The 26,637-nt window shown below is 66.9% G+C and carries 29 protein-coding genes; 13 read left to right on the forward strand and 16 right to left on the reverse strand.

Translation table 11 applies throughout. The annotated features are described in order from the left end of the window. Positions 1 to 29: 29 nt before the first annotated feature. The 4 genes from pth2 (at position 30) to D3D02_RS05010 (ending at position 3,848) form a co-directional block, all read left to right on the forward strand. Entirely contained in the window at positions 30 to 368 is a 339-nt protein-coding gene (gene pth2, locus D3D02_RS04995; protein ID WP_121568893.1) for a peptidyl-tRNA hydrolase Pth2, read from the forward strand. Between the two features lie 75 nt (positions 369 to 443). After that, positions 444 to 1,526, forward strand: a complete 1,083-nt coding sequence (locus D3D02_RS05000; protein ID WP_121568894.1) for a HAMP domain-containing sensor histidine kinase — start codon at positions 444 to 446, stop codon at positions 1,524 to 1,526. Positions 1,527 to 1,583: 57 nt separating this feature from the next. Next, positions 1,584 to 3,011 carry a tRNA pseudouridine(13) synthase TruD gene (gene truD / locus D3D02_RS05005; RefSeq protein ID WP_121568895.1) on the forward strand — a complete coding sequence of 476 codons (1,428 nt, stop codon included), beginning with the start codon at positions 1,584 to 1,586 and terminating at the stop codon, positions 3,009 to 3,011. A 111-nt stretch (positions 3,012 to 3,122) separates the two neighbouring features. Next, complete coding sequence (locus D3D02_RS05010) at positions 3,123 to 3,848, forward strand: DUF2103 domain-containing protein (RefSeq protein WP_121568896.1); 726 nt, start codon at positions 3,123 to 3,125, stop codon at positions 3,846 to 3,848. A 24-nt stretch (positions 3,849 to 3,872) separates the two neighbouring features. Here the strand turns inward: D3D02_RS05010 and D3D02_RS05015 are convergent, their stop codons facing one another. The 9 genes from D3D02_RS05015 to D3D02_RS05055 form a co-directional block, all read right to left on the reverse strand. Continuing rightward, the gene (locus tag D3D02_RS05015; RefSeq protein WP_121568897.1) at positions 3,873 to 4,634 is read right to left on the reverse strand and encodes a 4-phosphopantoate--beta-alanine ligase; all 762 of its coding nucleotides are present in this window, start codon (positions 4,632 to 4,634) and stop codon (positions 3,873 to 3,875) included. A 111-nt stretch (positions 4,635 to 4,745) separates the two neighbouring features. Then, complete coding sequence (locus D3D02_RS05020; protein WP_121568898.1) at positions 4,746 to 5,606, reverse strand: pantoate kinase; 861 nt, start codon at positions 5,604 to 5,606, stop codon at positions 4,746 to 4,748. A gap of 382 nt (positions 5,607 to 5,988) precedes the next feature. Next, positions 5,989 to 7,293, reverse strand: coding sequence for an aspartate--tRNA(Asn) ligase (gene aspS / locus D3D02_RS05025; protein ID WP_121568899.1), 1,305 nt, complete (start codon positions 7,291 to 7,293; stop codon positions 5,989 to 5,991). Positions 7,294 to 7,508: 215 nt separating this feature from the next. Then, positions 7,509 to 8,231, reverse strand: coding sequence for a phosphoglycerol geranylgeranyltransferase (locus D3D02_RS05030; RefSeq protein ID WP_121568900.1), 723 nt, complete (start codon positions 8,229 to 8,231; stop codon positions 7,509 to 7,511). Positions 8,232 to 8,294: 63 nt separating this feature from the next. Then, entirely contained in the window at positions 8,295 to 8,987 is a 693-nt protein-coding gene (locus tag D3D02_RS05035; RefSeq protein WP_121568901.1) for a winged helix-turn-helix domain-containing protein, read from the reverse strand. A 51-nt stretch (positions 8,988 to 9,038) separates the two neighbouring features. Then, positions 9,039 to 10,115 (reverse strand): glutamate--cysteine ligase, encoded by a 1,077-nt coding sequence (locus D3D02_RS05040; RefSeq protein WP_121568902.1) that lies wholly within the window; start codon positions 10,113 to 10,115, stop codon positions 9,039 to 9,041. A 133-nt stretch (positions 10,116 to 10,248) separates the two neighbouring features. After that, positions 10,249 to 10,902: a fibrillarin-like rRNA/tRNA 2'-O-methyltransferase gene (locus D3D02_RS05045; protein WP_121568903.1), complete on the reverse strand. Its 654-nt coding sequence runs from the start codon at positions 10,900 to 10,902 to the stop codon at positions 10,249 to 10,251. Next, a complete protein-coding gene (locus D3D02_RS05050; RefSeq protein ID WP_121568904.1) occupies positions 10,899 to 11,750 on the reverse strand; it encodes an NOP5/NOP56 family protein in 852 nt (283 codons plus the stop codon). Before D3D02_RS05050 ends, D3D02_RS05045 begins: the two co-directional genes overlap by 4 nt. A 75-nt stretch (positions 11,751 to 11,825) precedes the next feature. Then, the gene (locus tag D3D02_RS05055; protein ID WP_121568905.1) at positions 11,826 to 13,808 is read right to left on the reverse strand and encodes a PAS domain-containing protein; all 1,983 of its coding nucleotides are present in this window, start codon (positions 13,806 to 13,808) and stop codon (positions 11,826 to 11,828) included. Between the two features lie 150 nt (positions 13,809 to 13,958). Here D3D02_RS05055 and D3D02_RS21465 point away from each other — a divergent pair, with 150 nt between their 5' ends. The 7 genes from D3D02_RS21465 (at position 13,959) to D3D02_RS05080 (ending at position 18,391) form a co-directional block, all read left to right on the forward strand. Further along, positions 13,959 to 14,090: a hypothetical protein gene (locus D3D02_RS21465; RefSeq protein ID WP_255410145.1), complete on the forward strand. Its 132-nt coding sequence runs from the start codon at positions 13,959 to 13,961 to the stop codon at positions 14,088 to 14,090. A gap of 1 nt (position 14,091) precedes the next feature. Next, the gene (locus D3D02_RS05060) at positions 14,092 to 14,640 is read left to right on the forward strand and encodes a hypothetical protein (protein ID WP_233560584.1); all 549 of its coding nucleotides are present in this window, start codon (positions 14,092 to 14,094) and stop codon (positions 14,638 to 14,640) included. 146 nt (positions 14,641 to 14,786) lie between these two features. After that, a complete protein-coding gene (locus D3D02_RS05065) occupies positions 14,787 to 15,437 on the forward strand; it encodes a DUF6517 family protein (RefSeq protein WP_121569191.1) in 651 nt (216 codons plus the stop codon). 154 nt (positions 15,438 to 15,591) lie between these two features. Next, the gene (locus D3D02_RS20850; RefSeq protein WP_199723014.1) at positions 15,592 to 15,756 is read left to right on the forward strand and encodes a hypothetical protein; all 165 of its coding nucleotides are present in this window, start codon (positions 15,592 to 15,594) and stop codon (positions 15,754 to 15,756) included. Further along, positions 15,753 to 16,751 carry a magnesium/cobalt transporter CorA gene (corA, locus tag D3D02_RS05070; protein WP_121568906.1) on the forward strand — a complete coding sequence of 333 codons (999 nt, stop codon included), beginning with the start codon at positions 15,753 to 15,755 and terminating at the stop codon, positions 16,749 to 16,751. The genes D3D02_RS20850 and corA overlap by 4 nt, the downstream gene beginning before the upstream one ends. Before the next feature lie 222 nt (positions 16,752 to 16,973). Further along, positions 16,974 to 18,044 (forward strand): transcription initiation factor IIB family protein, encoded by a 1,071-nt coding sequence (locus D3D02_RS05075; protein ID WP_121568907.1) that lies wholly within the window; start codon positions 16,974 to 16,976, stop codon positions 18,042 to 18,044. A gap of 167 nt (positions 18,045 to 18,211) precedes the next feature. After that, on the forward strand, positions 18,212 to 18,391 hold the full coding sequence (locus tag D3D02_RS05080; RefSeq protein WP_121568908.1) for a hypothetical protein: 180 nt from the start codon (positions 18,212 to 18,214) through the stop codon (positions 18,389 to 18,391). A gap of 89 nt (positions 18,392 to 18,480) precedes the next feature. Here D3D02_RS05080 and D3D02_RS05085 read toward each other — a convergent pair whose 3' ends face one another. After that, positions 18,481 to 18,888: a translation initiation factor IF-2 subunit beta gene (locus D3D02_RS05085; protein ID WP_121568909.1), complete on the reverse strand. Its 408-nt coding sequence runs from the start codon at positions 18,886 to 18,888 to the stop codon at positions 18,481 to 18,483. 288 nt (positions 18,889 to 19,176) lie between these two features. Between D3D02_RS05085 and D3D02_RS05090 the strand changes: the two genes are divergently transcribed. Continuing rightward, on the forward strand, positions 19,177 to 19,413 hold the full coding sequence (locus D3D02_RS05090) for a UPF0058 family protein (RefSeq protein ID WP_121568910.1): 237 nt from the start codon (positions 19,177 to 19,179) through the stop codon (positions 19,411 to 19,413). A gap of 137 nt (positions 19,414 to 19,550) precedes the next feature. On the opposite strand, the gene D3D02_RS05095 is transcribed toward D3D02_RS05090, so the two are convergent. The 4 genes from D3D02_RS05095 to malQ form a co-directional block, all read right to left on the reverse strand. Further along, entirely contained in the window at positions 19,551 to 19,922 is a 372-nt protein-coding gene (locus D3D02_RS05095; RefSeq protein WP_121568911.1) for a group 1 truncated hemoglobin, read from the reverse strand. Between the two features lie 98 nt (positions 19,923 to 20,020). Continuing rightward, positions 20,021 to 20,509 (reverse strand): DUF555 domain-containing protein, encoded by a 489-nt coding sequence (locus D3D02_RS05100; protein WP_121568912.1) that lies wholly within the window; start codon positions 20,507 to 20,509, stop codon positions 20,021 to 20,023. A gap of 74 nt (positions 20,510 to 20,583) precedes the next feature. Beyond that, a complete protein-coding gene (locus D3D02_RS05105) occupies positions 20,584 to 21,507 on the reverse strand; it encodes a DNA-3-methyladenine glycosylase (protein ID WP_121568913.1) in 924 nt (307 codons plus the stop codon). Positions 21,508 to 21,591: 84 nt separating this feature from the next. Continuing rightward, a complete protein-coding gene (gene malQ, locus D3D02_RS05110; protein WP_121568914.1) occupies positions 21,592 to 23,082 on the reverse strand; it encodes a 4-alpha-glucanotransferase in 1,491 nt (496 codons plus the stop codon). 122 nt (positions 23,083 to 23,204) lie between these two features. Here malQ and D3D02_RS05115 point away from each other — a divergent pair, with 122 nt between their 5' ends. Further along, positions 23,205 to 24,074 (forward strand): SDR family oxidoreductase, encoded by an 870-nt coding sequence (locus D3D02_RS05115; protein ID WP_121568915.1) that lies wholly within the window; start codon positions 23,205 to 23,207, stop codon positions 24,072 to 24,074. Positions 24,075 to 24,095: 21 nt separating this feature from the next. On the opposite strand, the gene D3D02_RS05120 is transcribed toward D3D02_RS05115, so the two are convergent. Together D3D02_RS05120 and D3D02_RS05125 are read right to left on the reverse strand one after the other, a co-directional pair. Then, positions 24,096 to 25,376: a TRC40/GET3/ArsA family transport-energizing ATPase gene (locus D3D02_RS05120; RefSeq protein ID WP_121568916.1), complete on the reverse strand. Its 1,281-nt coding sequence runs from the start codon at positions 25,374 to 25,376 to the stop codon at positions 24,096 to 24,098. Between the two features lie 106 nt (positions 25,377 to 25,482). Then, the gene (locus D3D02_RS05125; protein ID WP_121569192.1) at positions 25,483 to 26,604 is read right to left on the reverse strand and encodes a pyridoxal phosphate-dependent aminotransferase; all 1,122 of its coding nucleotides are present in this window, start codon (positions 26,602 to 26,604) and stop codon (positions 25,483 to 25,485) included. Between the last annotated feature and the right edge of the window lie 33 nt (positions 26,605 to 26,637).

The following is a 26,637-nucleotide window of genomic DNA, read 5'->3' on the forward strand; positions in this document are numbered from 1 at the left end:
ATATACCACGTCGCGCGCCACCCTCGCGTATGAAGCAAGCCATCGTCGCCCGGACGGATCTCGGAATGGGCCGCGGAAAGCTCGCGGCGCAGGTCGCGCACGCCTCGCTGTCGGCCTACGAAGACACCGACGAGCGGACGAGAAAGCGGTGGAAAGGCGAAGGCCAGAAGAAAGTCGTGCTCAAAGCCGACGGCGAATCGGAACTGTTCCGCCTCGCCGACGAGGCCGAACGCCTGGGCCTGCCCCACGCCGTCGTCAGAGACGCCGGGCACACCCAGTTAGATCCCGGCACGGTGACCTGTCTGGCCGTCGGCCCCGCCCGCGACGAGGACGTCGACCGAGTCACCGGCGACCTCTCGCTGTACTGATCGAGACGGGGAACGACCATCGATGGGGTCGAACGGCCAAACGACTTACCACAGATCCGTGCGGAGAGACAGAAGATGAGCGAGTTCGCGGGCCCGAGTGCCGATAGCTTACTCTTGGAGGTCGTCGACGATCTCGGAGACGCCGTGATCGCTCGCGACGCGGGAAGCGGCGAGGTCGTCGCTGTCAACGGCACCGTCGAGGAGTTGTTCGGCTACCCGCCGGCAGCCTTCCGCGAACTCGGGATCGACGAGTGCGCCGTGTCCCCAGCGCAGGCGCAGGACGCACGGACGGGCGCCGAGCGAACGGCCCACGAGACGGGGTCCGGGACGTATCGCTGGGAGGCCGAGCGGCGCGACGGAACGACGTTCTGGGCGGAGTCGACTGTCTCGCCGACGACCGTCGGCGGACGGGAGTGCGTCGTGAGCGTCGTTCGCGACGTGAGCGAACAGACCGAGCGCGAGCGCGAACTCGAACGCTTCGCCGAGATCCTGACACACGACCTCCGGAACCCGCTGAACGCGGCGCAGGCGCAGGTGGGGATTCTCCGCGGCGAGGTCTGCGGCGGCGAGGAGTTCTTAGACCGTCTCGAACGTGTCCACGGTCGGATGGCCGACATCGTCGACGACGTGCGAACGCTCGTCAGCCACGGCGACCGCGTCGAAAATCCCGTCCAGGTCGATCTGAACCAGGTCGTCGACAGCGCCTGGGAAGCCGTCGTCGGTGGGAGAGACGGCCGCAGCGCGCACGGGGACGCCCGGAGCGCGCCGAGACTCGTCGTCGAAGACGGCCTCGGAACCGTGACGGCCGACGAGAGTCGGATCGGCAGACTCTTCGAGAACCTCTTCGAGAACGCCGTCCGGCACGCGACCGGCGACAGCGGCGTCACCGTGACGGTGTCGACCACGCCGGGGGGGCGCGGGATCGTCGTCGCCGACGACGGCCCAGGTATCGTCGCGGACGACAGAGAGCGCGTCTTCGATTACGGGTACACCACCGCCGACCGCGGAACGGGCTTCGGCCTGAATATCGTCTCGGCTGTGGCCGACTCCCACGGATGGGACATCGACGTCCGCGAGGCCGACTCTGGGGGCGCGCGCTTCGAGATCACCGGAATGTGGGACGACCCCGTCCAGCGGGGCGACACCGCGCGCGAGTGAGTCGAAGGCCGAACCGGAGCGGCCTTACCCCCAGAGCGGGAATCCGGTGACGACCAGATGCGCGAGGCACACCCGCTCGAACGGCGCGTCGGCATCGAGTACTACTTCAGCGACGCCGACGGGACCGGCGGCCGCCTGCGGACGGCGCCCGAGGACTTCCGCGTCCGCGAACTGGAGACGATGGAGCCCGAACCACTCGCGGCCGACGCGGGCGACTATCCACACCTGCTCGTCCGTGCGGAGCTCCGGCAGTGGGACACGAACGACTTCGCCCACCGGCTCTCGAACGCGCTCGGAATCAGCCGCGAACGGGTCTCGTGGGCGGGCACGAAGGACAAACACGCGGTCACGACGCAGTTGTTCACGCTCTCGGACGTCGATCCCGACGACCTGCCCGAGATCGACGACGCGGACGTCGAGGTGCTCGGCCGGATCGGCCGAACGCTCCACTTCGGCGACCTCGCGGGCAACGCCTTCGAGATCCGCGTTCGCGGTGCCGACGTCACGCCCGTCGAGGAGATCACCGCCGAACTGCACGTGCGGCTTCACGAGGCGGCAGACGAGCGTGAGCGCAGCGTCGCCGACGGCGTCACCGAGGCCGACAGTGCTACCGAGGCCGATGGCTGCGTCGACGTCGGGGTCCCGAACTACTTCGGCCACCAGCGCTTCGGCAGCCGCCGCCCCGTCACCCACGAGGTCGGCCTGTGCGTCGCCCGCGGCGAGTGGCGCGAGGCCGTCCTGACGTACGTCGGCAATCCATTCGACGCAGAGCCGGAGGCAACGCAGGCCGCGCGGGCGTTCGTCGACGAGCAGGCCGCGACGGCCGATCCCGACTGGCAGGCGGCGCTCGATCGAATGCCCGGCGCGCTCCGCTTCGAGCGTTCGATGCTGCACCGGCTGCACGAAGACGGCGACGGGACCGCAGAAGACTGGCGACACGCGCTCGAAGCCGTCCCCCAGAACCTCCAGCGCCTGTTCGTCAACGCCGCGCAGTCGTACGCGTTCAACCGGATCGTCAGCGAGCGGCTCTCGCGTGGGCTCCCGCTCTCGGAACCGGTCGCGGGCGACGTCGTCTGCTTCGCCGACACCGACGCACCCGAGGGGCTCTATCGGCCGGATATGGACCGAACGCAGACGGCGACCGAGCGACGCGTGGACGTGATGCGCCGCCACTGCGAGCGCGGCCGGGCGTTCGTGACGGCGCCGCTCGTCGGCACCGAGACCGACCTCGCAGAGGGCGAACCCGGAGACGTCGAGCGCGCGGTACTCGATGATCTGGGCCTCGAACCGTCCGACTTCGATCTCCCCGACGAGTTCCACTCGACGGGGACGCGCCGAGCGGTCCTCCTTCGGACGTGCGTCGACGTCGACACCGACGTCGAGGACGGCGAGGACGCCTACGACCTGTCGTTCTCGCTGCCGTCGGGGTCGTACGCGACGGTGCTTCTCCGGGAGTATCTGAAGACGAGTCCGACGGAGTTGTGAACGCGGATCGGGGACGTGCGCCCGCAGCGGCGTTGTTGGCGGACGCCCGGCGAACGGCGAAGGCAGTGGCTCGATAGCCGCGCTTTTATTTTTCCGTCGTCTTCCACCGCTATGGACTGCCGGCGGTGCGGGACGCCCCTCGAACGCCCCGGGGACTACTGTTTGGTCTGCAACACGGCCAACTGCGACGCCGTCGTCGTCGCGTTCGAGCGCGACCGCGCGGAACTGACGATGCTCGACGGCGAGGAGATCGTCGGCCGCACGACGCTGACGACGGTTCCCGAAGACGACCCCGAAGCCGAGGTCGTCGAACTCCGGAACTTCGCGGGGCGCGTCGCCGACGAGATCCGCCGGAAGCGTCCCGAGACCGTCTTTGCAGCGGGCGACCGCGACGTACTGCGGGAAGCCCGCGCGCAGTTGCACCACGAGTTCTACCGCGTCGCAGCCGACGACCCAGTCGAGCGCGTCCTCGACCGCCGCGGCGAACGGTCGCTGGAAGTCGTCGAGACGCCGCCGCGAGAGAAACTTGGCGGGTCGCACTCGACGCTCATCGGCGGGCGCCGCGGTCGCAAGGCGATCGGCGTCGTCGCCAACCACCCGCACGTGAAGAAGATCGTCCCCGGCCCGATCGACGCCGGCGGGACCGGGTCGAGGACGGGGCTCAGAGCGAAGGTGACGCGCGCCGACGACAACGGCAACGTCCGACTCCTGCTCCGGGACGGCTCCAGCGTCCAGGAGAACCGTATCGTGACGACCGCGATGGACAGAGAGACGGGCGAGTTCGTCCGCGACGACCTCAACGACGCGCTCACCGACGCCGAGTTGCGAGAGCAGTAGCGGTCCGAGAGTGCTGTGCGACGCTCACTCGAGCGTGCCGGAACGAATCGCGTCCTCGGCGGCCGCGAGCGCGCGCTCGCGGTCGAACTCGCGCACGATCGTCTCCAGTTCCTCCCGTGAGACGTCCTGTAGCGTCCGCGCGTGTTCGGTGATGTTCGGCACCGCGCGGAGGATGTTGTCGATGATCGGCACCGTCGCAGTCTGTGCCGAACGCGACAGCGGGTTCAGGTCGATCACGACCTCTCGTTTCCCCATCTCGGCGAGCGCTTCGGCCCGATCGCCGTCTTCGAGCGGCACGAGCACGACGTCGGCCGATCCGATGCCGTCGGCGTCGACTTTCGCGCGCTCGTGATCGAGCCCGGGGATCCGGGCGTCGGCGGTGAGCCCCTTGATCTCGACGCCCGCCTCGGCCGCGCCGTGCTCGCGGAGGTGTTCGACGATGGCCTGCATCCGCTCGTCCGTCCGGTTGAACAGATTGACCTCGATGTCGGCCCCGACCACCGACGCCAGTTCGATCATCTCGCCGGGGACGAGCGCGGCGGCGTTGCCGTTGACCGAGAGGACCGGCTGGTCCGCGAGAAGCAGCAACGCGGCGGCGGCGCGCTCGGCTCGATCGGCCGACGGCGTCGTCTGTTCGCCGAGCAAGTAGTCGAACGCCTCGCCGCGGCCCTCGGCGATGAGGCCCTGCTTGCTCGTGATCCCCTTCTCTACGCCCGCTTCGATGCGGTGTCGCGTGAGCAGCGACTCGTATCGGGGGTGGCTCTCCGGGACGTCGATCTCGCTCATACCCCGATATTTACGGGGCAAACAAAAAGCGAGCCGATTCGGCGAGCAGCCACAGCAGCCGTCACGCGTCGGTCGCGGACCGTCGGTGGCAACCTCAGGTGTCTGATTCGCTCAGGCGTCGGCGTCGCGTGCGCCCTGCGCGCGAAGCGTCGCCCCCGCGGCGTGGACGGAACAAACTTCGGGGTCGTATCCCGCCGACGAGAGGTCCCCTCCGAACGCGAACACGGTGTCACCCAGCATCGCCATCGCCGCGTCGCCGCCCGCGGCGCGAACGGCCGCGATGGCGTCGGCGACGTGGTCGGTCAGGAGGTCGGCCTCGCGAGCGAAGCGGCGCGACAGGGAGACGAGACGGCCAGGCGTGGGGCGCTCGCGGAGGTCCGCGAGCGCACGCTCTCCCGCAGCTGTCAGCGCGCGGGTGTCACCCGAGAGGACCTCTTCGGTGGAGACCGAGCCGAACGAGAGGTATTCGACGCGCGGGCTGGCCGGGACGCCGTCGAGCCGGCCGTGTTCGGGCGCGCCCGGTTCGAGCCGTATCGGGAGCCCGCCGCGGGCCTGCGCAACCACGTCGCCGAGGCCCGTCCCCGCCTCGACTTCCGCGCGGTGGGCGACGGCGACGAGGTCGTTCTCGGTTCGAAGACAATCGTACGCCGCGTTGACCGCGTAGGCGGTCCCGAGCGCCATCGCACCGGAGACGCCGAAGCCGGCCCCGAGCGGCAGCGGCGTCTCGGCAGTCACAGCCGCGTCGGTCGCGCCGAGCGCGTCGAGCACGGCATCGACGGCGTCGACGGTGAGCACCTCGCCGTTGAGCGTCACGTCCGAGGCTCCGGCGTCGCGTTCGATCCGCACTTCGACGCCGTGTGAGAGGGTGATGCCCGCACCGCGCGAGCCCGCAACTAACGGGTCCTCGTCCGGGTGCGCGCTGAAAAACCCCGTGACGTGCCCGGGAACGAACGCCGTCGCCTCGTCGGTCATCGTGCGTCGGTTGCGCACGCGCCGTTAAATCGGGCGCGGTTTCGGCGGGCGGAGGTTGCATCCACAGGCGTCACGCACGACTGCTGGACGGCCGTCACTGCTCGCGAACGGAGAGAGACGAGACGGCTTCGACTCCGACGACAGACGCTGGCGGCCTGACGAGACTCGCTGACGCTCGTCTCGTTGATCTGTCACGCCTTCGCGCTAGAGGCTCAGGCGCTGGCGGTCTCGCGGGAACGGGGCGATTCCGAAGGAATCGCTTGCCCCCGCGATCGGTGTCGCGTCGTCGCTTACGGCGACAGACGCTGGCGGTCTCGCGGGAACAGCGAAAAGCTCACTTCGCTCGCTTTTCTGGCTCCCGCTCGACAGCGGCGCTTGCGCGCTAGGGGCTCAGACGCTGGCGGTCTCGCGGGAACAGCACGGCTTCCCGGATGTTGTCCAGTCCGAGCATCGTCATCACGAGACGCTCGCCGCCGAGACCCCAGCCGGCGTGCGGCGGCATCCCGTATTTGAACATCTTCGTGTAGTACTCGAACTGGTCGGGGTCGAGACCCTGCTGCTCGAAGCCGGCGACGAGGTGCTCGTAGCGGTGTTCACGCTGCCCGCCGGAGACGAGCTCCATCCGCGGGTGCATCATATCGAACCCCGTCGAGAGCTGCTCGTCGTCGTCGTGGTCCTTGATGTAGAACGGCTTGATCTCGCTGGGCCAGTCGGTGATGAAGTAGTGCTCGCCGACGTCCTCGCCGAGCGCGCGCTCGCCCTCGGTCGGGAGGTCGTCGCCCCAGACGAGCTGTTCGTCGAGTTCGCCCGTCGCGTTGATCCGTTCGATGGCCTCCTCGTAGGTGAGCCGCGGGAAGTCGCCCTCGGGCGCCTCGAACTCCTCGTCGAGACCGAGGAGTTCGAGCTGACGCTGGCAGTTCTCTGCGACGCCCTCGTAAGCGCTCTTGACGACGTGTTCGCAGGCGTCCATCGCCTCCGTGTGGTCGACGAACGCCGACTCGAAGTCGATCGACGTCGCCTCGTTGAGGTGCCGCGGCGTGTTGTGCTCTTCGGCGCGGAAGATCGGGCCGATCTCGAAGACGCGTTCGAGGCCGGAGCCGACCATCAGCTGCTTGAACAGCTGCGGCGACTGGTTCATGAAGGCTTCCTCGCCGAAGTAGGTGATCGGGAACAGCTCGGTGCCGCCTTCGGTCCCGGTGGCGACGATCTTCGGCGTGTTGATCTCCGTACAGCCGATGTCGCGGAAGGCGTCGCGGACGGAGCGGAGGATCTCCGCGCGGATCTCGAAGATCGCTTTCACTTCCTCCTTGCGGAGGTCGAGCGTTCGGTTATCGAGCCGCGTCGAGAGTTCGGCGTCGACCTTCCCGGAGGGGTCGAGCGGCAGTTCGGTGTCGGACTCCGCGAGCACCTCGATGCTCTCGGGGATGATCTCAACGTCGGTCGGCGCGCGCGGCTCCTCTTTCACCGAGCCGGTGACGGTGATGACGCTCTCGCGAGAGACGTCGAGTCCGGTCTCGACGAGATCTGCGTCCATCGAGTCCTCTTCGAGTTTGATCTGAATCTTCCCAGACTTGTCTCGGAGGATCAGGAAGGCGATCCCGCCGAGGTCACGGACCTCGTGGACCCAGCCAGCGACAGTGACCTCGTCGCCAGGCTCGGCGTCGGCCGTGAAGGTTCTGCCTTGCATACTCCGTGTTACCGACCGCCCGGTCTTAAAAACGGTCGGTTCGGACCCGAAGTGTGTCGTCCCCGCACGGAACTGCGAGCGGTGCCCACGGCTCAAGCGATCGGTCATCCGGGTAGACGCAAAAACGCATACGAGGGCGAGAGCCAAGACGGCGACGAAACGCGCGGTAGAGCGGCGAAAATAGCGGCGGGGAGTGAAGGCCGGAGCAGAGCGCGCTACTCGACGACGGCTTCGGCGTGGGCGTCTTTGACGCCTTCGACGGTTTCCCGAACGGCGTCGACACCTTCGTCGTGGAGGAGGTCGCCGACCACGATCGTATCGGCGTTCTGCCCCATCTCGTAGGCGGTGTCGTAGTCGTGGATCCCGCCGCCGTAGAACAGCGTCGACTCTTCGAGCGCGTCGCGGGCGGCTGCGACCTTCTTCGGATCGCCGAAGGTACCCGAATACTCGATGTAGATGATCTCCTGACCGAACATCTTCTCGGCGACGGCCGCGAACGAGGCGACGTCCTCGGCGGTCTGGTCGGTATCGGCCTCGGTCACTTCGGCGACGGACGCGTCGGGATTCAACACGACGTAGGCTTCCGTCGTCGTCCGGTCCCAGTCGAGGGGGCCGTCGATACGGACCCACTCTTTGTGTGCGCCGGTCACCCAAAACGAGGACTCGGCGTTGAACACCGTCGGGACGAGGTAGCCGTCGAGGTCCTCGGATTCGATGACGACCCCGGGATTCGACGGCTCCTGGTACAGCGGCACGTCGTAGCGCGAACACGCGTCGACGACGCGCTGCATCTTGTCGGTCGTGATGTCGAGCGTTCCCCCGATCTCGATCGCGTCGGTTCCAGTCTCACAGACGTCTTCGAACGTCTCGCCGTCGACGAGATCTTTGTCCGGGTCCACTTTCAGCACGTGGTCCCACTCCGTCCAAGGCCCGGTCATTGAGGATACGTCTCCCGGGGAACGTTAAAAATGGCGCGGAAGCGGTGGCCGTCGACCGGCGTGCTAGGCCTGTTCACTGTCGTCTTCGCCGCCTTCATCCTCGTCGCCGTCGCCCTCGTCACTCGCGTCGTGAGCGTCGTCGTGCTTCGCGTCGTCGCCATCCTCGCCGACAGTGATCGTGACCGGCCCGACGCTCGTCTCGCCCTCGTCGTCCGCGTCACCACCGAGCCGGCGGTCGAGGTTGAACACGGTGTTCAGTTCCGACTGCACCTGCTCGGCGACGCCGCGGACCAGTTCGCTCGGAGCGATCGCGGTGTACTCGTAGGGGTTGTTGCCCGCGCCGGCGCTCTCGCGCTTGCGACGGGTGACGGTCTCCTCGTCGTGCAGTTCGGCGAGCGCCTCGCGGACGGTGCTCGGGTACAGTCCAGTCCCGTCGGCGACCTCCTCGCTCGTCGAGTGGGGATTCTTCCGGAGATAGACGTAGATCCGCGCGCGGGTCTCCGTGTCGAGGAGCCACGCGAGGAGGTCGACGATGCCCTCGTCGAACTCCGAGACGGCGCGGTCAGCCTCTGCTTCGAGGCGCGCACGCGCACTCTCGTCTGCTTCTCCCTCGCTATCGCCCCCGTGATAGGTATCCTCGCCAACCTCGATGTCGATACCCACCTCGTCGTCGCTCGCCGCAGTATCGTGGTCCTCGTCGGTCAGTCGGTCGGTTCCGTCGCTCTCGCTGTCGTCTGTCGGCTCGTCAGGGGACATCGTGTTCTAGTCGAAAGGTCAAAACTCGCGAGACAAAAGCCTTTCTCGGGATCAGTCGAGACAGAGCGCTTCACAGAGTGCGTCGAGTCCTTCCTCCTCGTGGATCCGACGCTGCCACGCCGCGCCGCTCTCCATCTCGAAGCGCGTCCGGAGGCTGTCGATGCCGAGGCGGTCGGACTCGGCAGCGACGAACTCGCCGAGCGTGATCGTGTCTTCGACGTCGCGCGTGATGAACGACGCGTCGTAGCCGTAGCGGATCGCGTGCCACTTGTTGGCGTCGAGGATCTCTCGGCGGATGTCTGTCCCCGACTCGCCGTCCTCGTAGCGGGCGGCGAGGTCTTCGACGAGCGCGTGCACGTACTCGACGAACGCCACGGTCGCCGCCGGGTCGGTCTGGGCGTCGGGCGTGCGGACTTCGACGGTTCCGTGGCCCGTGTGTGGCCGCACGTCGTACCAGAGTTCCCCGCGGTCCTCGATCGATCCGAGTTCGACCATTTTGCGCTCGAACTGCTGGTAGGTCTCGAAGTCCTCGAAGTACGTCGGCATTCCCGTGTTCGGGAGCGCCTCGAAGATCTTCGCACGAGCGGATGCTAATCCGGTGTCGAAGCCGTTCCAGAACGGGGAGTTGACAGAAAGTGCGAGCACCGGCGGGAGGTACCAGCGGAGCTCGTTGGCGATCCACGTCGCCTTGTCGGCGTCGTCGACGCCGACGTGGACGTGGAGGCCGGCGGTCGTGTTGCGGTGTTGGGGATACTGGATGCGGTCCAGCTGAGACTTGTACCGTGGCTTCGTGGCGTGGTCGAGTTCGCGCCACTTCGCGGCCGGGTGGAGTCCGGCGGCCGCGATCCGATAGCCGTGTTCGGCGGCGTGATCGACGAGAGCCTCGCGAACCTCACGGACCGTCCCCTCGACCGCGTCGACGTCCTCGATGAGCGGCGTCTGCGTCTCGATCGTGAACTGGAACAGTTCGTGGTCGATTCGGTCCTCGAGGATTCCTCCGGGGGGATGATCGTAGACGAGATCCGAGATGCCCGACGCCGGGTAGCCCCGCTCGTCGACTATGTAGAACTCCTCTTCGACGCCGAGCGTGCCCATCCGGTCGAAGGCGTCCGCCGACCCTAGCTCCATCGGCACGTGGTTTGCGGCGGCCGATTAAATATGTCGCGGGCTGCGGCGAACGATTCGCCCATCCGCGCCGGGGGCGACCGTCGGCCGGAGGCCGATGGCGCCGCTCCCGGAACCGACGCGGTCGTCGACGCGCTCACTCGGACCCCTCCGGTCGCGGCTCGGCGACGACCGCGAGGTGATCGTCGTGGAAGCGGTCCAGCCGCTGGGTTTCGAGAATCTCGTAGCCCGCTCGAAGTTCGGCGAGCACGTCGTCGAAGACCTCCGCGGGGTCGCTGAGGACGTCCTCGCTCCGCGCCTTGAACGCGGCGAGCAGCCGGCCGTCCGGCGCGAGGAACTCCCGGTTCCGCAGCGCGACGGTCGCCTGCCCGCGGGTCGCGACGTCCTGGATCAGACAGTCCAGATCGGATTCGACGACGTGCGCGTACGTCTCCGGCTCGCGGGCGTCTTTCAGCAGCGGGAAGAGGTTCGGCCGCGGCTCGGCGACGCCGACGAGGTCACGCGTCGGGCGCGGGGCGAACTCGACGGCGTACGTCGGGCCGGCGAAGTCCGCGACGTGCGAGACGGTCGTGCCCGAGGCCGCGCCGAGATAGAGCACGCCGTCGTCGCCGTCGATGCCGAGGTCCATCCCGAGTTCGAGCATCGCACCGAGTTTCGACCGCCCGGCGTCCCACGCGCGCCAGCCCTCGTCGTCCTGCGGTTCGCCGTAGACCGGGTCACCGCGGGTGGCGAGTCGCTCGCGGCCGTCGAATCGCCGGCGCTCGACGCCGGAAGGGAGCGCGGGGCTCATTGGCTCACCTCCCGCTCGCGGATCGTCGCCATCCGCTCTGTGAGGTCGTCGTGGACGGACTGCTTGAAGTCGCCCGAGTAGTAGTCGATCCGAGCCGCGATCGCGAGCTTGCCGGCGAACGCCCGCGCGGCCGACCCGCGGTGGTCGGGGTGGGTCCCGCGGACGTACTCGTGCGTGAAGATGACGCCGTGTTTCGGCGAGGAGCCGCGGCCGCGCAAGTGCGCGAAGAGCGCGTCCTCCGCGCCGAGCACCTGCACCGTCCCGGCGGGCTTTTTCGCCAGCGACTCCAGTCCGCCGGCGAGCGAGAGCAGTCGCGCTGCGAGGACGGGACCGGCCATCTCGGCGAGGTTGGGGGCGACGTCGGGGGCGTGTGACTCCACGAACGAGCGGAGGTCGGCGCGCTCGTCGTCGAGATCGACGACCCGCTCGGCGAGTGAGACGACGCGTTCCTCGGCGGGCGTCTCGGGAGTCCACGCTGCGACCTCGCGGGCGCCGTCGACGCCGCCGGGGACGTCGCGGTCGAACGTGCCCGCCCACTCGGCGAGACGCTCGGCGAGTTCGTTCGCGGTTCGCTCGGCGTCGTCCATCGCGCGGACCGCGTGCGTGAGCTGTTTGTCGTCCGAGCGCTCGCGCTCCTGGACGGCCTCGCGGGTCGCCGCGAGCGTCGCCTCGTGGAGCGCGTCGTAGTAGTCGGCTTCGTCGGCAGCGAAGCCCGCCCGGACCGCTTCGGCCGGCCAGTCCCGAGGGTGCTCGGCCGTTCGGTCGTAGATCGCCGCCGCGCCGGCGTCGAGGTCCCCCGGATCGACGTCGACGAACCATCCCGCACTTTCGGGACGCTGATCGCTCATACCCGTCCTTGCGGACGGACTCGTATATGTATTCTCGAAGGCAGTCGGCGGTCGATGGTTCGCGGCCGTCGCCGCTCAGGCGATCGGGAGTTCGACGGCGAACACCGCGCCCTCGGCGTCGGTCGCAGCGGCGGACGCTGTACGCGTGTCGGCGGGCCGTCCCGCCGTCTCGTCTTCTATCCAGACGTCCCCGCCGTAGGCCTCGACGAGCGTGCGAACGAGATAGAGTCCGACGCCCGTGCCCTCGCTGTCGAGACCCTTCTCGCCTTTCCCGAAGATCGACGGTCGGAGGTCCTCGGGGACCCCGGGGCCGTTGTCGGCGACGCGCACGGTGACCGCCCCCGCGTCGTCGTCGACGGCCGCCGAGACCGTCACTTCGGGAACGTCCTTGTCGTTGTGCTGGACGGCGTTCTTCAGCAGGTTTCGAAACACCGACGAGAGCATATCGTCGGCCAGGACCTCGACCGCCGGCAACGACCCCGCCACTGCGACTGTGGCGTCGTCGAACGTCTCACGGACCTCGGTGATCTGCGTCTGGAGGATGTCGTCCAAGCAGACACGGGTCGGGTCGCGGTCCGGATGGACCATCACTTCCGCGAGGTCGGCCGCCGTGTGGGTCAGTTCGACTGCCGACTCGGCGTTGTTCAGAATCTTGGTCAGATGCTCGTTCCCGTCGGCGTCGACGTGGGGCCCGAGCAGGTCGCCGTAACCGAGCACGACCTGGAGGTTGTTCCTGATGTCGTGTCGGACGACCTTGTTCAACAGGTCGAGGCCGTCGCGCTGCTCTTCGAGTTGCTGTTCGTACGCCTTGCGTTCAGTAATGTCGCGGCTTACGCCGACGAGTCCGATGATCTCGCCGGACTGGTCGCGGTAGGGGAACTTGTTGTCGATGAAGACGTGTTCAGTCCCATCGACGTAGCGAACGCGCTCCCACGTCTCCCCGGTTCCGCTCTCGAAGACGTGGCGGTCGTCGGCTCTGATCGCGTCGGCGCTCTCGGTGTCGAACAGTTCGTCGTCGGTCTTGCCGACGACCGTCTCGGGCGTCTCATCGAAGATGTCAGCACCGACCTCGTTGATGAAGATGTACTCGCTCTCGCGGTTCTTGATGTAGATGGCTTCGGACGTGTTGTGTACGATCGCGTCGAGGCGACGCTTTGCTTCCGTGAGTTCCCGTTCGCGCTGTTTGCGCTCTGTGATCTCCCGTGAGAAGATCGAGAGGCCGTCGTCGTCGGGGTGGACGTCGACTTCGACCCAGTAGTCGAACGGCGCTTCGACGTACATCTCGAACGACTGCGGCTCGTTCGTCTCCATCGCAGCCCGGTAGTTCGACTCGGCGTCCGTCCCGACGATCTCGGGGAACGCCGTCCAGAGCCGTTCGCCGAGGGCGTCCGCGGCCGACACGTCGGTTCGATCGGCCATCTGGTCGTTCCAGTACGTGATCTCCCACTCCGAGTCGACGGCGTAGTACGCGTCCGAGATGCGCTCTGTGAGCTGTTCGTACTGACGCTTCTGGGCCTCCAGGTCTTCGCGGGCCAAGATGCCGCCGATCGCGGTCCCGATCGTCGCGCCGAGTTCTGCCAGGAGCGTCTGTTCGGACGCCTCGAAGGCCTCGGGCCGTCCGGAGTACACGTTCAAGACGCCGTACGTCCGATGGCCTTCGACGAGGGGGATAGCGGCACTCGACTCGAACCCGCGGGCAAGCGCCTGCTCGCGCCAGGGTTCGTAGTCCGGGTCGTCCCGAATGCGCTGCATAATCTGCGTCGTGCCGGTGCGGAGCGCCACCGCGGTCGGGCCGTTCGCCTCCGCAGAGTCGTCGAGCGCGATCGAGATCTCGTCGAGATATTCTTGTCCCGCCCCTGCAATCGCGCTCGGAACGACGACGTTGGTGTCGGTATCGTGTACCCCGATCCAGGCGAAGACGTACGGCTCAGAGTCCGCAAAGGCTCGACAGACTGCGGCTTCGAGTTCGTCTCGTGTCTTCACTTCCACGAGTGCCTCGTGAACACGGCGGATGACCCCGTCGATGCGTAACCGCGTGTCGTCCCCCAAACTGCTCATTGCACAGAACAGTTGTCTGTGAGCAGGAATAGATTGTGATTCGTCCGGTTATTCTTGTACGGTATTCACACTATAGTACAATACAAATGCGACTGTTCGTGAACATATCACGGCAAGAGTTAACACGCCAGAATCCTTTCAGGCGGTGTGATGAGTGGTCGACAATCGTTCGTCTGTCAGGACTGCGGCTTTCGCGTCTCCCCTGGCTCGTTCCGCGCTCGGTGTCCCGAGTGCAACGGTGACCTCGGAGCGACCGATACCGCGCGGTGGGGCGCGGGGTGACATGACCGGGCATAATGGGACGGGAGAGGACCCCTCTCGTCCACTCTCGTCTGCGGATTCGGCGTCGTCTGCGACGGACCCGCATCGGATCAGATCGCTCGCCGTGACGACAGCGGACGTCGTCGACGGACTCGAAGCGGCGTCCCGGAGCCAGCGGGCGGTCGTGCTGCGCGTGACGCCGCCCTTCTCGGGTCGTATGCGAGCGCGGATCCACGACGCTGGGATCGTCGGTCCGGACGAGGAGGCGGCGTCCAGTTCGGAGACGGACGCAGTGGCAGTCGACAGTGAGAGCGGCTCCGACGACGCGCCGTCACCGATACACTTCGCCCCCGAGCGGTTCGTTGCAGACCCGCCGTCGTATCCGACCGTCGACGACACCGAAGACGAACTCCGCGCCTCGGGGATACCCTACACGCGAGAACGGCATCGCGAACGCCATCAGGAGGCTGTCGACGAGTGGCGCGAACAGGTCCGGGAACGACTGGTCGAGGAAGTCACGTTGGAGACTGCGACTGGCCCACACACCGTTTCAGTCTCGTATCTCGGGTAGCGGTATCGTAGCATTTCCAACTGATTGCGCACCCGATCACACGCTGTCGGGCGATCGGGCGGGTGATGACGTGCAAATGCTGCTATCGTCGACGTCGGGGTCGACCCGCGGATTTAAACCCGATCGGGTGAGTACCTCCGATCGTGATATCGAACCGTCGCGTGGTAGCCGCTGTCGCCGTCGCGCTCCTGCTCTCGACGAGCGGCTGTATCGGCTTTCTCACTGGAAGCGAAGCGCTCACGTTCACCGCGGAACCGGCTGCCGTCGCTGATTCGGCAGTCGAAGAAGCGGGGTACGAGTCGAATGGGACGCGGGAACTCACGGTGAACCGGACGTTCGAGGTCGCCGGACAGGAACGCCGCGTCGTCGCCACGAACCAGGTCACAAGCTACGATAAGAGTCTGGACCTCGGCCCGCTGGGCGAGACACGCCTCGGCGTCTTCACCGTGGTCTCGACGCCCGCCGTCGAGATTGCCGGCCAGACGCTCAACCCGATCGGGCAGTTCTCGAACGCGCGGCTGGTCGAGTTCGTCCAGCAGCGCTACTCCGGCCTGAGCGACATCCGGCAGGTGAGCGAACGGAACATCACCGTCCAGGGGACCGAGACGACGGTGACGAAATTCGCGGGAACGGCGACCGTAGAGGGCCGAGAGATCGACGTCTTCGTTCACGTGACGAAGTACCGCGACGGTGAGGACTTCGTCCTCGCGATCGGCGTCTACCCCCAGCAGCTCGACGGCGAGGAGGAGAACGTCCTGTCGATGATGCGCGCGCTCGAACACCCGGTCTCGGACTGAGACTGCCAGACAGAACTCTGTGAAACTATCGGCACCCCGTCGGTGCCAATATGATTCACGAACTGCTGTCTGACAGTATGACGACGCCGAAGCGCGCACCGTACCCGTTTTTGACCCGAACAACGCTTTTGTCCCCGCTCCGAGAGTGTCAGCTATGCGACGAACGCGGCTGATCGGTATCGCGCTCACCGCGCTCGCTCTCGTCGGGTACGCGGTCGGTGTCGCCGCGCCGTATCCGGGACGATCGGCGACGCTCGTCGGCGTGATGGTCGGTGTGACACTCTACGCCGTCGGTTACGACGGGGGTGGGGCGGCGTGATCTCGGCGATCGTCTACGACGTTGGACGCGTCGACCACCACGTGATCGAGACAGAATCGGATCTCCGAGCGGCACGCGAAGCCCCCGGAACGACGTGGGTCCGAGTGAGTGCGCCGACACGGGAAGAAGAGAATATGGTCGCCGAGGCGTTCTCGTTGCACGCGCTAGAGATGGAGGACGTTCGCGGCGACGTCAGGCCGAAGACCGCAGAGTTCGAGGGCCACACGTTCGTGTTAGTGAAGACGGTCGCGCTCGAACGAGGCGAGACGACGTTCGACGAGGAGATCCGGACGCAGCCGATCGGGCTGTTTCTCGGCAGCGACTGGCTCGTGACGGTGACGGCCGAAACCGGTCGTGTCGACGTCGTCTCCGACGTCTGGCAGTCCGTCGAGAATCAGGAGGGTCGGACGCTGAAGCAGGGGCCGGACTTCGCGGCCTACCGCGTGATCGACCACGCCGTCGAAGACTACTTCGGCCTGCTCGACACCGTCGGTGACACGATCGAAGAGATAGAGGAGGCGATACTCTCGACGCCGGACGAGGAGCTCATCGAGGGACTCAACGCCGTCCGGCGGGACTTGCTCTCGTTCCGGAAAGTCGTCTGGCCGATGCGGGAAGCGGTCGGAGTGCTGGCGCGTGGCGACGCCGAGCGCGTCAGCGAACCGACAGAGAAGTTCTACCGCGACGTCTACGACCACCTGGTCGAGATCGTCGATCTCACCGAGACGTATCGGGATCTCACGCGTGGAACGCGCGACATCTACCTCAACGTCGTCTCCCAATCCACGAACGAGGTGATGAAGCGGTTGACTGTCGTCGCGACGATCTTCATCCCGCTGACGTTCGTCGTCGGCGTCTACGGGATGAACTTCGGCGATCACGCGACGAACCTCCCGGAACTGACGTGGCCGTACGCCTATCCCGCAGTCGTCGGCGGAATGGGACTGGTCACGGCAATATTGCTCGTTCACTTTCGTCGAGAGGGCTGGCTCTGAGCGACCACCCGAACTCTTCGGAACGTATATATAGTCTTGGCGGGCCACCGGTGGCAGACCGTTCGAGGGCTAATATGCACGTATTGGGGCTCAAAGATCGTGATTAATCGGCTTTCAGCTGCCAAAATATTTAAATACTTTGGGTACTTACAGATAGTAAGGTCAGTTCGGGCCGGATTCTCTCTTATTCCTCCCGGTCGCGAACGAACCTCCCTCCCCATCATGAGTGACACACGCACCAGAGAGCACGTAGCGGGCCGCAGCACACGGCAAGCGGACGAACGCGAGGACGATACACAAGTGACAACCCACAACACTGAAACGCGGACCGACGGAGAACGCACCGAGAGCGAGCACGAAGAGCACGCCCACGAAGCGGAGACCGAAGCAGAAGAGCACGTCTGCCCGGAGTGTGGCGGCACGCTCATCACCGACGAAGCCCGCGGCGAGACGGTCTGTGCGGACTGTGGCCTCGTCGTCGACGAGGGCTCGATCGACCGCGGTCCCGAGTGGCGGGCCTTCGATAGCGCCGAGCGCGACCGCAAGTCTCGCGTCGGCGCGCCGACGACGAACCTGATGCACGACAAGGGGCTGTCGACCAACATCGGCTGGCAGAACAAAGACGCCTACGGCAACTCGCTGTCGTCGCGACAGCGCGAGCAGATGCAACGCCTCCGCACGTGGAACGAGCGCTTCCGCACGCGCGACTCGAAAGAGCGGAACCTCAAGCAGGCGCTCGGCGAGATCGACCGGATGGCCTCGGCGCTCGGCCTCCCCGAGAACGTCCGGGAGACCGCGTCGGTCATCTACCGCCGCGCGCTGAGCGAAGACCTACTTCCCGGCCGTTCGATCGAGGGCGTCGCAACCGCCGCGCTGTACGCCGCAGCCCGGCAGGCCGGGACGCCCCGCTCGCTCGACGAGATCGAGCGCGTCTCGCGCGTCGACAAGATGGAGTTGACTCGGACGTACCGCTACGTCGTCCGCGAGCTCAAACTGGAAGTCGAGCCCGCAGACCCCGAACAGTACGTCCCCCGGTTCGCCTCGGAACTCGGCCTCTCGGACGAGGCCGAACGACAGGCGCGACAGCTGCTCCGAAACGCGAAGCAGGCCGCGATCCACTCGGGGAAGTCGCCGGTCGGCCTCGCGGCCGCGGCCGTCTACGCGGCCGCCCTGCTCACCAACGAGAAGGTGACCCAGAGCCAGGTCAGCGAGGTCGCCGACGTCTCCGAGGTCACGATCCGTAACCGGTACAAAGAGCTCCTCGAGGTCGACGACCCGGGGATGCTCGCGTAGGCGACGACGCAGCGCCGAGGGAGGACGTACCGGATCGGGAGGAGACGTAGCGGGTCGAATCGGCCACGCGGACGAGCGGCCCGAGACGGCCCCTGTCGGGCAGCTATTCGCCCGTGGACGGGGCCGGCGCAACAACCTTTATTGACGTACCGGGAGTCGATTGGGCTATGGTCGAAGCGTTTGTCCGACTGCTGTGTCCTGAATGCGGGAAAGGCTGGGAGGCGAAGCCGACGTCGCTACCCAATCACCGTGAAAACTACACGTGCTCTTCTTGCGGTGCGACCCGCCGGCTCGCGGAGTTTATGCGGACCGAACGCGACCTCGACACCGTAAAACAGTTCGAGTAAAGCGGCGGCGGTGCGGACGATCCGCGGCAGCGGCGACCGACACCGTGCCACGGACCTCGGTGCGAACCAGGTCCGGTCTCGCGACCGTATCAGAGGTCAGGGACCGTCGAGAGCGCGCCGCAGGCGTCGCATTTCAGCATCGTCGTGCCGCGCTCTTCGACGAGTCGCGTGTCCGGCGATCCGCATTCGCTGCACGTGACGAAGTCGTCGACGTACGTTTCGAGCGCCTCCGCGACCCGTCGTTGTTTGAAGTCGCCCGTGAAGCGCGCGCGGCCGCGGTCGTCGATCTGCGCGCTCGTCCCGAGTTCCGACTGCAGAAACCGGACTAGATGATCCGGGTCGCGCGCGAGCCGGTCGTGCGTCGACTCGAAGTTCTCCCAGACCGTGGCGTTGCCCTCCTGGCGGACCTCCGGATCCGGGACCTCGAACCGATCTCCACCTTCGGCGATGTCGGGCGACTGGTCGAGTGCGCGGTCGAGTTGATCGTCGTAGTCCATACCCTCGTTATGGGGCCGCGTGGTGTAAAGCGTTCATATACTGTCGGTCTTGCCGTCGTTCGTGTACTTCTAGAAACACTTTTTACGTCCCTAGTGTATAGAACGGCATAACGACTAATGACACTCGTCCAATAATAACCGGATGATCGGTGGGCTGTCCCGGAATCCTTCATCATTGTCGACCTGAAATCGGTCGATTCGGGGCGTTTCATCGGGATATTCGGCAGGTCCGTGTTAACGAGACTCAGGATAGTAATATATTCTTCGAGTCTCAACAGACTTTTGCTCATGAAGAAGCAGGAGCTCATCCACCTTCACGGCCTGCTTGCGGAAGTACACACACAGGTCGAAGCGTGGGAAGACGAGGAAGTTTCGCTCGAAGCATACAACGAACTCGGCGTCCGACCGACCTCGATTCACAAGTCGAAAACCGATCACAAAGCCGCCGTTTTTAAACTGGTCAAAGGAATCACCTCCTCGATGGACGAAGTCGAGCAGGACCGCGTCGCAGCCGCCGCCGACTGATCCCCGACGACTCGCCGCATCCTCCGCACACCACGTCTCAGAGCGATAGCCACAGCGACACACGGGGGCCGTCGTCCGCCGGCGCACCCACGCGCGTCGCATCCGATCTCCCTACGATCGCGTCTGTAGCCGCCTGCTCACCGGTCCGCGCGCGCCAGTAACTCCTCCTCGTACGCCGCGACGGCCTGCACGACTTTCGCGGCGTCGTCTTCCGGAACGTCGAACGCGTCGAGACTGTCCGAGAGGTGCTCGATAGCGCGCTCGACGTGCTCTTCGGTGAACGGAACGTGAAGGTGGGCCTCGCGGACCGGGGCGGCGTCGTACGTTTCGGGTCCACCTGCGGCCTCACACAGAAAGTCGGTCTGTGTCTGTCGGAGACGTTCGACGTCAGCGTCCTCGAAGAACGGGCCTATCTCCTCGTCCGCGACGAGTCGGTCGTAGAAGTCGTCGACGACGGTGCGAATCCCCTCACGTTGGCCGAGTCGATCGTACAGCGTCTCGTTCGCCATATCTCGCGGTGAGCACTGCAGCCTCACGATACTGTCGGCCGTCACGGATGCGTACCTAGAGAGAAGAACCGCGCGCGGTCACCCGTCCGCAACGCCGATCAGCCGTCTTCGACGAGGTCGTCGAACTCGGGGATGAGGTCGTCGTCTCCCGAATCGTCGGTCGAGCGGTCTTCGGTCTCGGAGCCCGCGCCGTTTCCGTCGTGCTTGTTGGATTCATCCTCGCCTGTCGCGTCCTCGTCGCTCTCGTCACCCTCCTCGACGGGCTCGACCGAGAGAACCTTCAGCGGGACGTTTTCGAGCCGCTGGCCGATCTCTTTCCGGGCGATCCGGGAGGCGTGTTCCTCCTGTTCGACGTTGAAGACCGTCATCTCCAGTTCCAGCGCGACGAGCGCCTCGTCGGCCGCGATGAACGCCGGCGGGAGTTCCTCGCCGTCGGGCGAGGTGCGCGAACCCATCGAGATCTCGACGTAGCTCAGATCCGGATTCAGCATCTCGCCCGTCTTCGAGATGGCGATCCGAATCGCCTCGTCGGGCGTCGCCACGTCGTACACCGGTATCGCGGCCTCGACGACGACTCTGCAGTCCATACAGGATAGTACGGTCGCCCGTGGCATCAAAGGTTCGCCGATCGATACCAATATCTGATCGAACCGATCGCCGGTCAGTCGTCGCCGCGGGCGCGGAGGTAGTAAAAGAGGTACGTCTGGGCGTAACCGGCGTACTCGCCGCCGAGGCGTTCGCGGAGGGCGCGCGACGTCTCGGTGTAGTTGCCGCGGTCGCACTCGGGGAAGTGCTCGGCGATGGCGCTCTGTATCCAAGTGTCGAGTGGGACCGCCTCCAGATAGCCGAGCGAGAACAGTAACACGCAGTCTGCGACCTTGTCGCCGACGCCGACGAACTGCGTCAGATGCTCGCGAGCGTCCTCGTAGTCGCGGCCGACCGCCTCTCTCGGGTGCGCCTCGCCGTCGGCGACCATCGCTGCGGTCCGCTGTACGTAGGGCGCGCGGTAGCCGAGTTTCAGGTCGCGGAGGTCGTCCTCGCTCTGTGCGGCCAACTGCGCAGGCGTCGGGAACGCCTCGAAGGTCTCGCCGTCGACCTCGTGGTGCGTACCGAACTCACTGGCGAGCGCCATCTGCATCCCGTGGATCCGCGAGACGCGCATCTGCGCCGAGCAGATGAACGAGACGAGACAGGGAAACGGCGGATCGCGGACCAGTCGCATCCCGCGGTAGGCGTCGTAGGCGCGCTCGATGAGGTCGTCGTCGGGCGTCGCCGCGTAGATCGCGTCGAGGTCGTCGTCGAGGCGCAGCAGGTGCGTCAAAAGCGGCACGGGGTCGGTCGTCGCCTCCCACAGCAGGTCGCCGTCGCGCTGGCGGACGCGGACGACGACGTCCTCGTCGGTGACGCCGTCGACCGGCGGCACGACCGTCTCGTACCACGCGTCGCCGCCGTAGACGTCCATCGACTCGTACATCCGCCCGTCGGCGCGGTCCCACAGGTACGACTGGCCGCTTTCGAGCGTCGCCTGGAGATCGAACGGCCCAGGGATCGAGGAGAGCGGGATCGCGCCGGATTCGAACGTCATCGGGACAGTGGACGGCCCAGGCGCGTATCGGGGTTTCGATGCGTCGAGGAGCGGGTGGGAACTGGGCGGCAGGAAGCGTAGTGCTCAGTTCCGAATGTGTTCGTCGGTGGCGCGCGCGAGCCGCGCCGCGGTGTCGTCTTCGAACGCCTCGTCGGTGCAGCGCCACGTCCAGTTGCCCAGCGCGGTTCCCGGGCGGTTGAATCGCGCGTGTTTGTCGAGGCCGAGGACGTCCTGCATCGTCGTGAAGACGAGCACGGCGTCCGAGCGCCAGACTGCCTCGATCATCGACCAGTGGATCTCCGAACCGTCTGCGCCGATGTTGTACTCGAGGCAGTCGCGCTGACGCGGCGGGAGCGCGTCGTAGTATCCGACGAGGGTGTTCGTATCGTGCGTCGAGGTGTAGCCCACGCTGTTTTCGGGGTAGTGCATCGGCTGGTACATATCGCCCTCGCGGCACCAGTCGGCGTAGTGAGGCACGCGCATCGACGGGAAGTCGAAGCGCTCGCGGAGGTCGACGAGCCCCTGATCGAGGAATCCGAGGTCCTCGACGACGAACGGCAGTTCGCCGAGTTCCGCTTCGACGGCCTCGAAGAAGTCCACGCCCGGCGCGTCGCGCCACTCGCCAGCCGCCGGCGACTCGGCGTCGGCGGGGATCGCCCAGTACTCGTCGAAGCCTTTGAAGTGGTCGATGCGCGTGACGTCGACGAGTTCGAGGAGGCGTTCGAGTCGCGCGAGCCACCAGTCGTAGCCGTTCGCCGCGAGCGCGTCCCAGTCGTAGACGGGGTTCCCCCAGCGCTGACCCTCGTCGCCGGGGTTCGGCGGGACGCCGGCGACCGCCGCCGGCTCGTGGTCGTCGGTCAGATCGAACGCCTCCGGGTTCGCCCAGACGTCGGCGCTGTCGAGCGCGACGTAGATCGGGAGGTCACCGACGAGGTCGATGCCGCGCTCGCCGGCGTACTCTCGCATCGCACGCCACTGGCGATCGAAGACGAACTGGACGAACTCGCGGTAGGCCACCTCGTCGGCCAACTCCTCGCGGTGGGTCGCGAGCGCGTCCGGGTCGCGCGTCCGGATCGGTTCGGGCCACGACGTCCACGCGCCGTCGTACCGCGTCCGCAACGCCATAAACAGCGTGTAGTCGTCGAGCCAGGCCGACTCGCGCTCGCGGAACGCCGCGAACGCCTCGCGGTCGGCGTCGTCCGCGTCGGCGTGGAACCGCTCGGCCGCGAGCCGCAACGTCGCGGTTTTGTACTCGCGGACGCGGTCGTACTCGACGTCGTGCGTCGGGAACGAGGGGACCGGTTCGATGTCCGCCTCGTCCAGATACCCGGCGTCGACGAGTCGGTCGAGGCTGACGAGCAGCGGGTTCCCCGCGAACGCGGAGTACGCCTGGTACGGCGAGTCGCCGTGGACCGACGCGGTCGGGCCGACCGGGCAGAACTGCCAGTACGACTGCGCTGCGTCCGCGAGCCAATCGAGGAACGTGCGGGCGCCGCTGCCCAGGTCGCCGATGCCGTGTGGGCCGGGCAGGGAGGTGACGTGGAGGAAGACCCCGGACCGTCGATCGAATCGCATACTCGGACCACCCCGGGCAGAAAGTTAAGCGTGTGGCAACGGGCCGACGCCGGCGCGCACCGGGGCGGGCGGCCTGCCGTGAACCGCACACAATTAACACCGCGCGGGTCGTTGCTCGGATCGTGCATCCGAAGACGGTCCTCATCACCGGCTGTTCGTCCGGCATCGGTCGCGCCACGGCGCTCGCCTTCCTCGAGGAGGACTGGTGCGTCTACGCCACGGCCCGCAACCCAGCAGACATCGAGACGCTCGGTGAGAAGGGCTGCAACATCGCCACCCTGGACGTCACCGACCAAGACGACGTCGACCGCGTAGTCGACCGCATCATCGAAGAGGAGGGTCACATCTCCTGTCTCGTCAACAACGCCGGCTTCGGGCAGATGGGGCCGGTCGAAGACGTCCCCACCGAGCAGGTCCACCGACAGTTCGAGGTGAACGTCTACGGGCCGCACCGACTGCTCCGCGCGGTCCTCCCGCATATGCGCGAACAGGAGGACGGCACCGTCGTGAACGTCTCCAGCGCGGCGGGGCGGGTCTCGTTCCCCGGCGGCGGCGTCTACGCCGGGTCGAAGTTCGCGCTCGAAGCGATGAGCGACGCGCTCCGCAACGAGGTCGACGAGTACGGCATCGACGTCGTCGTCGTCGAACCCGGCCCGGTCGAGACGCAGTTCACAGACCGCGTCGAGCGTGAGGTCCACGGCGACGACGGGGACAGAGGCGACGACGACGATGCCGACGATATCCCTGGCATCGAACGCTCGGGCGCGTACGAGTCCTTCTACGAGCTCTTCTCGGACACGCAACTGATCGGCGGCGGCGGACTCGGCGCAATCTCGGCCGAACGGGTCGCAGAGGACATCCTCGACGCCGCCTCCTCGACGAAGCCGCGACCCCGGTATCAGCCCGGAACGGCCGCACGGGTCACGGTGCTGGCGCGGCACCTCCCCGCGCGGTGGCTCGACACCGCCTACCGGTACCTCAGAAAACTCTAGCGCGCGGTTCTGCGCGCTTCGCTACTCCAGACACGCTGCGACGACGCGGAGCGCCCGCTCGCCGCGGACTTCTTCGGCGAGGAGCGGCACGCGCTTTACGTCCCGACTCCGGAACAGTTCTGTCGCGCGACCGATGGCGTCCTGCTGGACCTGCCAGCGACGCTGACAGAACTCACAGTGCTCTAAGTCCGGCGAGACCACCCAGCGGTCGTCGACGTCGGCGCTCGTCACCTCAGCGAGGTCCTCCATCACGCGGTTGACGACGAGCGTCTGGACGGGGATGCCGTAGCCGTCGAGGCGCTCGACGAGGCGCTCGGACTCGACGACGCTCATCTCCTCGGGGATCATCACCACGCGGAAGTCCGTCTTCGCGGGGTCGCGCAGGACGGTCCGGAGGCGTTCGATCCGCTCGCGGAGTTCGTCGAGGTCGGGCGCGGCGGCGTTCTCCTCGGTGCCCATCCCGAACATTCCCTTGACGCCCTCCATCATCCCCGAGAACTGCTGGCGGAGTTTCGCGATGCGGCCGACCATCGAGTCCATCAGTTCCGGGAGTTCGAGCAGTCGGAGCGTGTGCCCCGTGGGTGCGGTGTCGACGACGACCCGGTCGAATCGAGGGTCGTCGAGGTACTCCATCAGTTGCTGCATCGCCGCCGCCTCGTCGGCGCCGGGCATCGACCCCGGCCCCATCGCGCCGCCGATGAGGTCCTCCATCCCGCCGAGGTCGCCGAAGGGCGACGCCCCCGCGCCGGCCGCGTCGCCGCCGGCGAAGGGATTGTCCTCGACGTCCGCGTTCTGATCGAATCCGCTGCTGGCGTCGGCGTCAGACCCGAACCCGGCTCCTGCGCCTGCATCGCCCGCAGCGCCCGGTCCGGCCGCCCCCGGTCCGGCCTCGCCGCCGAACGGGCCGGCGACAACCGAGTCCGGATCGATCTCGGCGGCGTACAGCGGGATCTCCTCGCGGATCCGCGTCGGCTCGGCCGGCACGTCGACGTCGAGCGTGTCCGACAGCGAGTGCGCCGGGTCCGTAGAGACGACGAGCGTGGCCGTGCCCGCGGCCGCGGAGGCGAGCGCCGTCGAGGCCGCCATCGTCGTCTTGCCGACTCCCCCTTTCCCGCCGTAGAGGACGTAGTCGGGAGCGTCGACCTGGTCGGGCAGCCCCGTCGCGTCCTCGGCGTCTTCGATCGGGTCGACGTGATCGACCGCCTCGACGTCGACGGTGTGGTCGTGGCTCTCCTCCGGCGAGTCGCTCTCGGTACGCGCGTCGTCGCCCTCGTCGGCGGCGTCGACGTCGATACTCGACATACGAGGGGGGACGAGATACGGACTTGTGTACTTCTCGGTCGGCGGATGCGAGAGTCGCCCGGGCCGACGCGGTCCGCTCAGCGTACGCTTGCACCGCCCGCAGCCTTCAGCGGTCGTCGAAGTACGCGGCGAGTCGGTCCGCCGCCTCCGCCGCCCGGTCGGTACAGAGCGCAAAACGGATCCAGTCGTCGTAGGCCTCGCCGAACGCTTCGCCGGGCATCCCCGCGACCCCGGCCTCGTCGATCAGTCGCTCGACGTTCGCCATCGTCCCCGGGAAGTCCTCGAACCGCGCCAGGACGTAGAACGCGCCCTCCGGGGTGGTGTAGTCCGCGCCGGCCGAATCGAGCGCGTCGGTGAACGCGTCGATCCGCTCGCGGAGCGTGTCGCGGACGGACTCGTAGTACGACGGGGGTGTCTCCTGTAGGGCGTTGGCGACGGCCGCCTGCGCGGGGCGGCTCCCGGTGACGTTGACGAGCATATGCCGCGCTCTCGCGTCGCCGACGAGGTGGTCGGGGAAGACACCGTAGCCGACGCGAAAGCCCGTGACCCCCATCGACTTCGAGAACGACGAGGTGACGACGACGTGCTCGCGATCGAGCGTGAGCGCGCTCTCGAAGCGTCCGGTGAAGTCGAAGTGGTCGTACACCTCGTCGACGAGGAGGAGGGCGTCGTTCGCGGCGGCGACGTCCGCGATCTCGGCGACGGCGTCGCGGCTGTAGACGGTGCCGGTGGGGTTGTTCGGGGTGTTGAGCACGATCATCGCCGTGTCGGCCGAGGCCGCCTCGCGCATCCCCGCGACGTCGACGTGGCCGTCGTCGTGGACGGGCACGCGCCTCACGTCGCCACCGAGCATCGTCGCCTTCCCCGGGTAGTACGGGTAGACGGGATCGGTCAGGAGGAACTCCGACCCCGATCCACGCTCCATCGCCTCCGCCATCGCGAGGTAGTTCGCTTCGGCCGCGCCGTTGGTGACGACCAGCCGCGACTCCTCGACGTTCCGCCGTTCCGCGATCGCCTCGCGGAGCGCACCGAGTCCCTCGCTCGCCGGGTACTGGAAGTCTCGCGGGTCGCTGTCGGCGTAGGATTCGAGCCCATCTCGGAGCGCCTCCGGTGGCCCCCAGTCAGGATTCCCCGAGACCATCGTCACGACGTCGCGGTCGGCGGCGACGGCGTACTGGATGACGCGATAGAAGAGCGGTTCGTCGTACGCGTCGTCCGTCTCTGTCATCTCGTCTGCGGCGACGGATGCGAGAGGGGTGTG

Origin of the sequence: Halobellus sp. Atlit-38R (assembly GCF_003665925.1) — an archaeon.
In the GTDB taxonomy this organism is placed as follows: domain Archaea; phylum Halobacteriota; class Halobacteria; order Halobacteriales; family Haloferacaceae; genus Haloquadratum; species Haloquadratum inordinatus.

Coding starts and splice junctions, on each gene's coding strand:
- pth2 (WP_121568893.1), top strand. CDS start 30: ATGAAGCAAGCCATCGTCGCCCGGACGGATCTCGGAATGGGCCGCGGA.
- D3D02_RS05000 (WP_121568894.1), top strand. CDS start 444: ATGAGCGAGTTCGCGGGCCCGAGTGCCGATAGCTTACTCTTGGAGGTC.
- truD (WP_121568895.1), top strand. CDS start 1,584: ATGCGCGAGGCACACCCGCTCGAACGGCGCGTCGGCATCGAGTACTAC.
- D3D02_RS05010 (WP_121568896.1), top strand. CDS start 3,123: ATGGACTGCCGGCGGTGCGGGACGCCCCTCGAACGCCCCGGGGACTAC.
- D3D02_RS05015 (WP_121568897.1), bottom strand. CDS start 4,634: ATGAGCGAGATCGACGTCCCGGAGAGCCACCCCCGATACGAGTCGCTG.
- D3D02_RS05020 (WP_121568898.1), bottom strand. CDS start 5,606: ATGACCGACGAGGCGACGGCGTTCGTTCCCGGGCACGTCACGGGGTTT.
- aspS (WP_121568899.1), bottom strand. CDS start 7,293: ATGCAAGGCAGAACCTTCACGGCCGACGCCGAGCCTGGCGACGAGGTC.
- D3D02_RS05030 (WP_121568900.1), bottom strand. CDS start 8,231: ATGACCGGGCCTTGGACGGAGTGGGACCACGTGCTGAAAGTGGACCCG.
- D3D02_RS05035 (WP_121568901.1), bottom strand. CDS start 8,987: ATGTCCCCTGACGAGCCGACAGACGACAGCGAGAGCGACGGAACCGAC.
- D3D02_RS05040 (WP_121568902.1), bottom strand. CDS start 10,115: ATGGAGCTAGGGTCGGCGGACGCCTTCGACCGGATGGGCACGCTCGGC.
- D3D02_RS05045 (WP_121568903.1), bottom strand. CDS start 10,902: ATGAGCCCCGCGCTCCCTTCCGGCGTCGAGCGCCGGCGATTCGACGGC.
- D3D02_RS05050 (WP_121568904.1), bottom strand. CDS start 11,750: ATGAGCGATCAGCGTCCCGAAAGTGCGGGATGGTTCGTCGACGTCGAT.
- D3D02_RS05055 (WP_121568905.1), bottom strand. CDS start 13,808: ATGAGCAGTTTGGGGGACGACACGCGGTTACGCATCGACGGGGTCATC.
- D3D02_RS21465 (WP_255410145.1), top strand. CDS start 13,959: ATGAGTGGTCGACAATCGTTCGTCTGTCAGGACTGCGGCTTTCGCGTC.
- D3D02_RS05060 (WP_233560584.1), top strand. CDS start 14,092: ATGACCGGGCATAATGGGACGGGAGAGGACCCCTCTCGTCCACTCTCG.
- D3D02_RS20850 (WP_199723014.1), top strand. CDS start 15,592: ATGCGACGAACGCGGCTGATCGGTATCGCGCTCACCGCGCTCGCTCTC.
- D3D02_RS05075 (WP_121568907.1), top strand. CDS start 16,974: ATGAGTGACACACGCACCAGAGAGCACGTAGCGGGCCGCAGCACACGG.
- D3D02_RS05080 (WP_121568908.1), top strand. CDS start 18,212: ATGGTCGAAGCGTTTGTCCGACTGCTGTGTCCTGAATGCGGGAAAGGC.
- D3D02_RS05085 (WP_121568909.1), bottom strand. CDS start 18,888: ATGGACTACGACGATCAACTCGACCGCGCACTCGACCAGTCGCCCGAC.
- D3D02_RS05090 (WP_121568910.1), top strand. CDS start 19,177: ATGAAGAAGCAGGAGCTCATCCACCTTCACGGCCTGCTTGCGGAAGTA.
- D3D02_RS05095 (WP_121568911.1), bottom strand. CDS start 19,922: ATGGCGAACGAGACGCTGTACGATCGACTCGGCCAACGTGAGGGGATT.
- D3D02_RS05100 (WP_121568912.1), bottom strand. CDS start 20,509: ATGGACTGCAGAGTCGTCGTCGAGGCCGCGATACCGGTGTACGACGTG.
- D3D02_RS05105 (WP_121568913.1), bottom strand. CDS start 21,507: ATGACGTTCGAATCCGGCGCGATCCCGCTCTCCTCGATCCCTGGGCCG.
- malQ (WP_121568914.1), bottom strand. CDS start 23,082: ATGCGATTCGATCGACGGTCCGGGGTCTTCCTCCACGTCACCTCCCTG.
- D3D02_RS05120 (WP_121568916.1), bottom strand. CDS start 25,376: ATGTCGAGTATCGACGTCGACGCCGCCGACGAGGGCGACGACGCGCGT.
- D3D02_RS05125 (WP_121569192.1), bottom strand. CDS start 26,604: ATGACAGAGACGGACGACGCGTACGACGAACCGCTCTTCTATCGCGTC.